This window comes from Streptomyces sp. SID1328 (assembly GCF_009865595.1).
Classification (GTDB): domain Bacteria; phylum Actinomycetota; class Actinomycetes; order Streptomycetales; family Streptomycetaceae; genus Streptomyces; species Streptomyces griseoluteus.
This window is the reverse complement of the sequence record NZ_WWKH01000882.1, coordinates 1-7,906: the sequence shown is the minus strand read 5'-3', so window position 1 is coordinate 7,906 and position 7,906 is coordinate 1. Positions and strand designations below refer to the sequence as shown.

Below are 7,906 nucleotides of genomic sequence, written 5' to 3'. Positions count from 1 at the left end.
CGCCCGGCGTCCGCCGAGGACGACGGCGGCGGCGAGCGCGGCGACCGTCTCGGCGTCTGGCGCGTTGCCGCGCTCCAGCTCGCGTACCTCGTCCTCGGCGTACTCCTCCAGCTCGCGCCGCCAGCGCCGGACGGCGAGGCCGATGCGGTGCTCGGCGCTCTTCGGGGAGGAGTCGCGCTCGGCGAGTTCGGGGGCGCGGGCGGCGGGTTCGCGGCGCCAGGACTCGTCGACGCGCTCGTCGGCGGCGGTGACGGCACACAGCAGCAGCGCGCCGAGGCTCTCCGTGAGGGCGTCCAGGAGTTCGCCGGCGGTGCAGTCCAGCGGGAAGGCGCGCCAGCGCTTGAGGGCGTCACCGGCGAGGACGGTGCCGGACTGGAGCCTGCCCCGCACGCGCGCGCGCTCGCTGTCGTAGGCGCCGTCCACGGCGGAGGTGAGGCGGAGGGCGGCCGCGTACTGGGCGGCGGCGGCGCTCGCCAGCTCCGGCATGCGGACGGCCAGCGAGTCGAGCAGGCCGTACGCCGTACGGGTGAGGGCGCTGCGGCGGGCGCCGGGGTCCTGGGCGTGGTGGTGCAGCCAGGTGCGCAGCGAGGCGACGGCGGAGGCGGGCAACAGGCCGCCGCCCCAGGCCGACTCGGGCAGCTCGGGCACGGTGAACCGGGGCACCTCGCCGAGGCCGGCCTTGGTGAGCAGGGCGCCGTACTGGCGGGAGACCTCGGCGACGACCTGGTGCGGGACGCGGTCCAGGACGGTGATCAGGGTGGCGCGGTACTCCTTGGCGGTGCGCAGCAGGTGCCAGGGGACGGCGTCGGCGTACCGGGCGGCCGTCGTGACCATGATCCAGATGTCGGCGGCACAGATGAGCTGAGCGGCCAGTACGCGGTTGTCGGTGATCAGCGAGTCGACGTCCGGTGCGTCGAGCAGGGCGAGTCCGCGCGGGAGGGTTTCGGCGGTCTCGACGCGGAGCACGCGCGCGTGGTCGTCGACGGGCCTGTCGCTGTCCTTGGCCGGTTTCTCCTGGTGGGGCACCCAGCGGCGGGTGAGGTCGGGCAGTACGCGCATGCCGCTGAACCAGTGCTGGTCCTCCGGGTGGCAGACGAGTACGGGCGTACGGGTGGTCGGCCGGAGCACGCCCGCCTCCGTGACCCGCCGTCCCACCAGGGAGTTCACCAGGGTCGACTTCCCGGTACCGGTCGAACCGCCGACGACGGCCAGCAGAGGCGCCTCGGGCGAGCGCAGCCGGGGTACGAGGTAGTCGTCCAGTTGGGCGAGCAGTTCGTCCCGGTTGGCACGCACGCGCGGGGCTCCCGCCAGGGGGAGCGGATAGCGTGCGGCGGCGACACGGTCGCGCAGAGCAGCGAGTGCGTCGAGTAGCTGAGGGCGTACGTCCAAGGTCACCACATGCGAAGAATGCCCAATTTTAGGGGAATTCTGAAGCATATGGACATGCCTGCGCGCCGAAGGGACAGACCGGGCGGAAGGGATGACTGGGACGCGGGCCCCCTCCCGGCATAACGAGTGCACAACACCCGGCGCGTCTGGACGCAAAAGCGATGCATGATTCGTACCCGCCTGCGATTATCTTGACCGCTTCACCGAACCTCCACATCGAGCCACGGAGGCGCGGCGACGGGGTCAAGGAACGGGGAGCTTTATCCTTGACCCGCACCAGGCCCCCGTAGCTCAGTGGATAGAGCAGGCGCCTTCTAAGCGCTTGGCCGCAGGTTCGAGTCCTGCCGGGGGCGCGTTGTCCGGCCCTCCCTCGGGAGGGCTTTCTGCTGGTCGGGGCCGGTTTCAGTCAGCCGTCCGTCTAGGTCCACCGCATGATCACCGACGATGTCCCCGCGTGCCCCGCGTGCGGGCGGCCCATGCAGGCCGGTGGCCTCGTGCTGTCCCAGCGCGAGGGCGACGGGCGGCGGGTCTGTCGGTCCCTGTGGCGGTGTGCCGGCCGGCACACCTGGTGGGGCTGGGTCGACCGGCCGGAGGAGGGGCTGGAGGTCTGCCCTGTTCCGGGGCTCTTTCGGTGAGCACGCCCGGACCGCTTACGCCGGGAGCCAGTTCGGCCACTGTGGCGGGATGTTGCTTGCCGGGCACAGGCCCGAGTCGCCGGGGTAGTCGGCCAGGGTGCCGCGGGCGGCGAAGAACCACCACCCCAGGCCGATCGTCACGGCGACCACCGAGAGTGCCGGGAGCCAGACGCCACCTGCCAGGCGCCGGCCGATGGACCAGGATGCGAGTCCTGCCGCCGCCCCGGCCACCACGATCACCGGGAGCAGGAAGTTGAGCTCGAAGCGGCCCCCGGCGTCGTAGCCCGCGTCGCAGTACGCCCGCGCCCAGACGGTCAGCGACCAGGTGGCGCCGCCCATGAGGGCGCCGAACAGCGCGGAGGCCGCCCAGGGCAGGCAGGAGTCGTTTTCGTTCACGACAGGGCAGGACAGCGGGCGTGACGCACACGGTTCCATCGCGAAACTCTGAGGCTCATACCTGCGCGCTCACCTTCGGCGAGATCAAGGCCAACCACGAGTGCCGCTGAGGCGGCCATGTCACAGACCGCGGCGCTGCCCCGTCTCCCTTCCGGAAGGAACGCCGACCGGTAAGGAAGTGGCACACATGGACCTCGCTCTCTGGATCAGCGCCTGGGTGCTGGCCGTGGTGGCTCTCGTCGGGGGTGTCAGCAAGACCTTCGTGCCGAAGGAGAGGCTGGCCGCCGTGCATGGGGGAGGGTGGACCGAGGGGGTCGGCGCCCGGAGTGTCAAGGTGCTCGGCGTGCTCGAACTGCTCGCCGCCGTCGGGCTCGTACTGCCCGCCCTCCTCGACCGCGTCCCCGTCATGGTCCCGGTGACCGCCGCCTGCTGGGTGCTGTTGATGACCGGGGCGATGGTCACCCACGGGCGGCGCCGCGAGTTCGGGTTCGTGGCGCTGAACCTGGCCTACCTCGCGCTCGCCGCCTTCATCGCCTGGGGCCGCTTCGGCCCAGAGTCCTTCACCGGCTGAGTGGCCACCGCTCCCACCTGCGACCATCTCTCAAGAAGAGGGAGAGCAGGGGGAATGGCGATGCGGTCGGTAGTCATCCGTTACGTGCCTCGCAGCGGCGATCTCGCCGACGGTGCCGCGGTGTCGCCGCGTGTCCGACGGTCCCGCAACCGGGCCGCGGCGAACACCGTGGCGAGTGTCGTGGCGGTGGCGGTGTTCGTGATCCTTCAGATGCGGATGGACCGTCCGCCGCCCGTCGTCTTCTTCGGTGCGGCCGTATCCGCCGCGCTCGCGGTGCGCTACGCCCGTACCTTCCTCCTCCTCGCCACCCCCTGGGGCCGCCGCCGGGCCACGAGGCACGTGGGGGACGCGCCGCACGAGCACGAGGTGTCCGTCGGCGAGGACGGCATCACCCTCCGTGCCGACGGGCACTCCCGCCTCGAACCCTGGGACACGTACGCCGGATACATCGAGACGGACCGGCAGTTCATCCTGTTCCAGGGCTCGGGAGAACCCACCCTCACCCTGCCCAAGCGCGCCTTCCCGGACGCGGCTCTCGTGACGGAGTGCCGGCGGCTGCTCGAAGAGCGACTGCCCGCCCGGTGACGCCGTACTGGGCACCACGGACACATACCCCTGATTCCTCCACCCCAGATTCCCCCGTAAAAGGGTGATCCCCCACCTTTCCCCCGTGACCCACTCTCCCGCGCGCCGTTGTACGGGAAGTGCGGCGGTGATCTCTGCCGTTCCACTCCCCCGAGCGACATGAAGCGACATAAGGAGAACGTGATGTCTCGCATTGCGAAGGCAGCCGTCGTGGCCCTCGGCACCGGTGCCGTGATGGTCGGTGGCGCCGGTCTGGCGCTGGCCGACGCGAACGCCGGGGCCGCGGCCGTCGGCTCGCCCGGCGTGGGCTCCGGCAACGCCGTCCAGGTCCCCGTCAACATCCCGGTCAACCTGTGCGGCAACACCATCGACGTGGTCGGCCTGCTGAACCCGGCCTTCGGCACCACCTGCGCCTACGTCGGCGAGCCCGAGCAGCCGGTGCAGGAGACCCCCGAGGGCGGCTACGGCAACTGAGCCCACCCCCTCCGCGAAGAGCCCCGGCACCCTGAGCGCCGGGGCTCTTCGCGTGCCCGGACAAGCGCCTCACGCGTACCGGTAGATCCCGCTCACGTCCTCCAGCGAGTCCGGCGTGACGTTCCACGGCGGCATCCTGTCGAGCCGCGCCACCACCCGCCCGCGCTGCTTGTCACCGGGGCCCGGCTGGGTCGCCGGCAGATAGCGGTGGTTCTTGTGCGCCTGCTGCCAGCGGTACCACTGGTAGTCCAGGAAGGCGTGGTGCAGCCAGAACACCGGGTCGTTGACCGACGCCCCGCCGAGCATCACGCCCCCGACCCACCGGTGCACCCGGTTGTGGTTGTGCCAGGAGGCGCTGCCGCCCCCCGTCCCCCATCCCTCCAGCTTGTTGCGGAAGCCCCGCGTGACGGTCGAGTCCCACGGCGAGACGTCGTACGCCGGGTCGTCCAGCGCCCACTGCAGCTCGCTCCTGGTGGGGAGCTGGATCGGGGCGGCGGCGCGGCCGAGGTCGCGGGTGAGGTACTTGCCGTCGGTGATGCCCTCCTTGATGGTCCAGTGCCCGGCCGCGTACGCGAACGGCCCGGTGGTCACCATCCGGTCGCTCTTGCGGCCGTTGCCGCCGAGGAGGTCCTTGGTCCAGGGCACCGACGTCGTGCCGCGGTCGCGGGTCCAGTCCCAGTACGGCACGGTCACCGCGGAGTCCACCCGGCGCAGCGCCCGCTCCAGCTCCAGCAGGAAGCGCCGGTGCCAGGGCAGGAAGGAGGGGGCCATGTGGGCGGCGCGCAGGCCCTTCTCGCCGTCCGCCGTGTAGTAGTCGATGTGCGTCCGCACGAACGCGTCGTACTCGCCGCGCCGTTTGACCTCCAGCAGGGCGTTGACGAAGCGCCGCTTCTCGTCCGCGGTGAGCGCGCCGGCGTTCTTACGCACGTACGCCATGCATGCCCCCCATCCCGTGTCCCGCATGCTCGCCGTCGGCCGGTCCCGGGGCCATCTCGCGCAGCCGCTGGCCGGGACCGATCTCGTCCGCGGCGGCACGGGCCGCCTCCAGGGGGGTGGCGTACGAGGTGTAGTGGTCGACCATGCTCATCCAGGTGCCGTCGGCGCGGCGCATCAGGTGCAGCGGGCGTCCGTCGACGGTGATCTGCCACTCGCCCTCGTCCGCCCGGCGTGCGGCGGCCGGGACCAGGAAGCCCTGGATGCGGTGGCCGCGGTGGGTCTCGTCGAAGGCCCTGTTCTCCGCGCCCCCGGCCGGGGGCAGTGGACGGGACGCGGCGACCACCGGGGCCAGCCCCAGGGCGGCCACCGAGGCCAGAAGGCCGCGGGTCACCTCCCGCCGTGATGGTTTGCCTTCTCTGACCTGCGGTTCCGCCCCCACGGCCACACCACCGGCACCGACGACCATCGCTCACTCCCTCGTCCGCAGTTCGGCTTGTCCACAGCGGTAACCGCGCCGGGGCGCCCGGGGTCACCGCACAGCGGCCATCCGGGTAGGCGACAGAGCGTCAGCGCAGGCGGCCCGCCGGGAGCATGACGTGGGCGGCGGTCATCAGCGTCTCGTCGGCACCGGCGAAGGCGGCCAGCGCGGCGGGGTCGACGGTCACACCGGGGCGGCCCTCGGGCCAGGGGCGGGTGGTGAAGACGAGGTAGGCGTGTCCGCGCCGGGCGACGGCGTCCAGCCACTCCGGCGGGGCGTCGGCCTGGGCGACGAGCTGGGGCATCCGGACGACGGCCTGGCCGGCCTCGACGAGCAGGGAGACGGGCAGGCTGGGCCGGGTCGCGCCGTCGATGACGGTGCCGATGGTCAGGCCGTTCATCTCCAGGAGCTGGGTGACGGCGGCCGAGGTGGCACGCGGTCCGCCCTCGGCGTCCCCGAGGGAGTACGCCAGCAGGTACGGCATGTCGCCACCGTCGGGGGCCTCGCCGCTCCAGGCCAGGACGACGAGGGTGCCGAGGTCGGCGGCGCGGAAGGCTTCGCTTGTGGTTGAGGTCACCGCGCGACCCTATCCACGGGCGCCGGGCCTGCCGGGGGGCCGCTCACTCGTCCGGGGGACGGCCGGGGGGTGCTCCACACGATCGGGGGAAGCGGCCTCGAAACCGGGGGACGGGACCTCGAACACGAAGGGGACACGACCTCGAACACGACGGGGGCGCCGCCTCGGACACGAAAGGGAGGGCCGGTCCGCACGGCTCGGTCCGGCCCCCCTCCACGGTGGCTCAGCTCTGCAGCGGCAGCCCGCCGAGCAGCGGGTTGTGCGTGTTGAGCGCGGTGGTGGCGCCCTTGACGGTGCTGAGGACGGAGTCCTTGTTCTCGGTGTTCAGCGCGTCCGACTGGTGCTGCAGCGGCATCACGTCACGCACCTTCAGACCGCCCTTGGGGATCTGGTCCACGGCGCCGTTCAGGCTGCTGGGCGTCAGGTCGCCGGAGTAGGCGAAGGCGGGCGCGGCGACGCCGGTGAGGGCGATGGAACCGGCCAGGACGGCTGCGGCCTTCAGGGACTTCATCATGTTCCTCTCCTCGGCAACTCGCGTCGCCCCAGGGATGTCCGACGCCCTGCCCAACGAGTCACGGCCGGGGCGGAAACCCTGTGTGCACAAGACATATGAGATTCCCCCGGAACAGAAGGGCGGGCACATACGACAGCGGCCCGGCCGTCCGCTCACGCGGTACGCGCGTGCGGACGGCCGGGCCGGAAGGTGCGTCGGACGACCTCAGTCGTTGACGCAGGTGTTGCCGAAGGCCGGGTTCAGCAGGCCGATGACGTCGATGGTGTTGCCGCAGACGTTGACCGGCACGTGGACCGGGATCTGGACGACGTTGCCCGAGAGGACGCCCGGCGAGTTCGCGGCGACGGCCTGCGCGCCGGAGTCGGCAGCGGCGATACCGGCACCGCCGGCGACGGCCGCCACGGCGGCGGAGGTCAGGACCAGACCCTTCGCAATACGCGACATGGAGAGGTACTCCTTGAAATTCGAGACAAACATCCGGGCGGGCTGCCCGACGCAGTGTCAACGCGAACCGCCGCGGGGGGTTGTGCCGCCAAGGGGGTGATCTCCGCGAGAACCAGGGCCGCATGCGCGGCCCGCTCGCGTCGTTGCGCCGCTCGGGCCCCCGCGCTCATTAGAGTCGCGGCCCTCTCCTCCGTACCAGGTCCGGACGCCGTGCGTGGCGGGCACCGGCTCACGTTTCAGGGAGGCCGCGTGCCGCGCCGTCGTACGCCGGGCGCACGGAAGTGGCCGGGCGCGGGTCCACCGGACGGCGTACCGGAGCGCACGACCGGCGCGGCAGGGCGCGTACGGGTCCGGCGCCAGGCCGGCTACGCCAGGCCGTCCGGACGCGGGCCGGAGGGTGGCCGATCTCGGGCGCGCCGCGCGGGCACGGCGGTGACCCGCCGGGCCACCTCCTCGTTCCCCACCGGGACGCGGCGAGGGCCGGTGCGCTCTTCACCGCGGAGGACGCCCGGCAGCGAGGCGCGGTCCCGACCAGATCCGAGCGCCCCTGTGAGCGAGGTACCCCGCCCATGCACCAGCCAGTTCCCGACGCCCGAGAACGGGTGCTGCATGTTGCGCAGCCCGTCGACGGCGGAGTCGCGCGGGTCGTGCTCGACCTGGCGCGGGCCCAGCTCGCGGCGGGCGTGCGCGTCGTGATCGCCTGCCCAGGCGGCCGACTGGCCACGGAGGCACAGGAGATAGGCGCCGAGGTGCGGCTCTGGCGGGCCACCCGGTCCCCGGGTGCCGCGCTGCCCGGCGAGGTACGGCGGCTCGCCCGCCTCGTCCGGGAGGTACGGCCCGCACTGGTGCACGCGCACAGCGCCAAGGCCGGTCTGGCCGCGCGCCTCGCCCTGCGCGGCCGCCTCCA

The 7,906-nt window shown here is 72.5% G+C and carries 11 protein-coding genes and 1 tRNA gene; 5 read left to right on the top strand and 7 right to left on the bottom strand.

The genetic code is table 11. The annotated features are described in order from the left end of the window. Nucleotides 1–1,398, bottom strand: a 1,398-nt coding sequence (locus GT030_RS28440; RefSeq protein ID WP_161203535.1) for a dynamin family protein, incomplete at its 3' end; no start/stop codon positions are given. A gap of 271 nt (nucleotides 1,399–1,669) precedes the next feature. On the opposite strand from GT030_RS28440, the gene GT030_RS28435 reads away from it, so the two are divergent. Further along, nucleotides 1,670–1,742, top strand: a tRNA-Arg gene (locus tag GT030_RS28435). A gap of 297 nt (nucleotides 1,743–2,039) precedes the next feature. On the opposite strand, the gene GT030_RS35870 is transcribed toward GT030_RS28435, so the two are convergent. Next, nucleotides 2,040–2,420: a hypothetical protein gene (locus GT030_RS35870; RefSeq protein WP_202460671.1), complete on the bottom strand. Its 381-nt coding sequence runs from the start codon at nucleotides 2,418–2,420 to the stop codon at nucleotides 2,040–2,042. A gap of 187 nt (nucleotides 2,421–2,607) precedes the next feature. Here GT030_RS35870 and GT030_RS28430 point away from each other — a divergent pair, with 187 nt between their 5' ends. The 3 genes from GT030_RS28430 (at nucleotide 2,608) to GT030_RS28420 (ending at nucleotide 4,050) form a co-directional block, all read left to right on the top strand. Next, nucleotides 2,608–2,991: a DoxX family protein gene (locus GT030_RS28430; RefSeq protein ID WP_161203534.1), complete on the top strand. Its 384-nt coding sequence runs from the start codon at nucleotides 2,608–2,610 to the stop codon at nucleotides 2,989–2,991. A 60-nt stretch (nucleotides 2,992–3,051) separates the two neighbouring features. Then, complete coding sequence (locus tag GT030_RS28425) at nucleotides 3,052–3,576, top strand: YcxB family protein (RefSeq protein WP_161203533.1); 525 nt, start codon at nucleotides 3,052–3,054, stop codon at nucleotides 3,574–3,576. Nucleotides 3,577–3,759: 183 nt separating this feature from the next. Further along, nucleotides 3,760–4,050 (top strand): chaplin, encoded by a 291-nt coding sequence (locus tag GT030_RS28420; protein ID WP_161203532.1) that lies wholly within the window; start codon nucleotides 3,760–3,762, stop codon nucleotides 4,048–4,050. Between the two features lie 69 nt (nucleotides 4,051–4,119). Here the strand turns inward: GT030_RS28420 and GT030_RS28415 are convergent, their stop codons facing one another. The 5 genes from GT030_RS28415 to chpG form a co-directional block, all read right to left on the bottom strand. Next, nucleotides 4,120–4,986 (bottom strand): tyrosinase family protein, encoded by an 867-nt coding sequence (locus GT030_RS28415; RefSeq protein WP_161203531.1) that lies wholly within the window; start codon nucleotides 4,984–4,986, stop codon nucleotides 4,120–4,122. Continuing rightward, nucleotides 4,970–5,452 carry a tyrosinase family oxidase copper chaperone gene (locus GT030_RS28410; protein WP_161203530.1) on the bottom strand — a complete coding sequence of 161 codons (483 nt, stop codon included), beginning with the start codon at nucleotides 5,450–5,452 and terminating at the stop codon, nucleotides 4,970–4,972. Before GT030_RS28410 ends, GT030_RS28415 begins: the two co-directional genes overlap by 17 nt. 100 nt (nucleotides 5,453–5,552) lie before the next feature. Continuing rightward, nucleotides 5,553–6,041: a DUF5949 family protein gene (locus GT030_RS28405; RefSeq protein WP_161203529.1), complete on the bottom strand. Its 489-nt coding sequence runs from the start codon at nucleotides 6,039–6,041 to the stop codon at nucleotides 5,553–5,555. A 223-nt stretch (nucleotides 6,042–6,264) separates the two neighbouring features. Next, nucleotides 6,265–6,552: a hypothetical protein gene (locus tag GT030_RS28400; protein WP_161203536.1), complete on the bottom strand. Its 288-nt coding sequence runs from the start codon at nucleotides 6,550–6,552 to the stop codon at nucleotides 6,265–6,267. A gap of 207 nt (nucleotides 6,553–6,759) precedes the next feature. Continuing rightward, nucleotides 6,760–6,999, bottom strand: a complete 240-nt coding sequence (chpG, locus tag GT030_RS28395) for a chaplin ChpG (RefSeq protein ID WP_030813959.1) — start codon at nucleotides 6,997–6,999, stop codon at nucleotides 6,760–6,762. Between the two features lie 569 nt (nucleotides 7,000–7,568). Here chpG and GT030_RS28390 point away from each other — a divergent pair. Then, a partial coding sequence (locus tag GT030_RS28390; RefSeq protein ID WP_161203528.1) for a glycosyltransferase family 4 protein occupies nucleotides 7,569–7,906 on the top strand: 338 nt, incomplete at its 3' end.

Excerpts from the sequence above, each read along its gene's own strand:
- GT030_RS28425 (WP_161203533.1), top strand. The coding sequence starts at position 3,052 with ATGCGGTCGGTAGTCATCCGTTACGTGCCTCGCAGCGGCGATCTCGCC.
- GT030_RS28410 (WP_161203530.1), bottom strand. The coding sequence starts at position 5,452 with ATGGTCGTCGGTGCCGGTGGTGTGGCCGTGGGGGCGGAACCGCAGGTC.
- chpG (WP_030813959.1), bottom strand. The coding sequence starts at position 6,999 with ATGTCGCGTATTGCGAAGGGTCTGGTCCTGACCTCCGCCGCCGTGGCG.
- GT030_RS28400 (WP_161203536.1), bottom strand. The coding sequence starts at position 6,552 with ATGAAGTCCCTGAAGGCCGCAGCCGTCCTGGCCGGTTCCATCGCCCTC.
- GT030_RS28420 (WP_161203532.1), top strand. The coding sequence starts at position 3,760 with ATGTCTCGCATTGCGAAGGCAGCCGTCGTGGCCCTCGGCACCGGTGCC.
- GT030_RS28415 (WP_161203531.1), bottom strand. The coding sequence starts at position 4,986 with ATGGCGTACGTGCGTAAGAACGCCGGCGCGCTCACCGCGGACGAGAAG.
- GT030_RS28430 (WP_161203534.1), top strand. The coding sequence starts at position 2,608 with ATGGACCTCGCTCTCTGGATCAGCGCCTGGGTGCTGGCCGTGGTGGCT.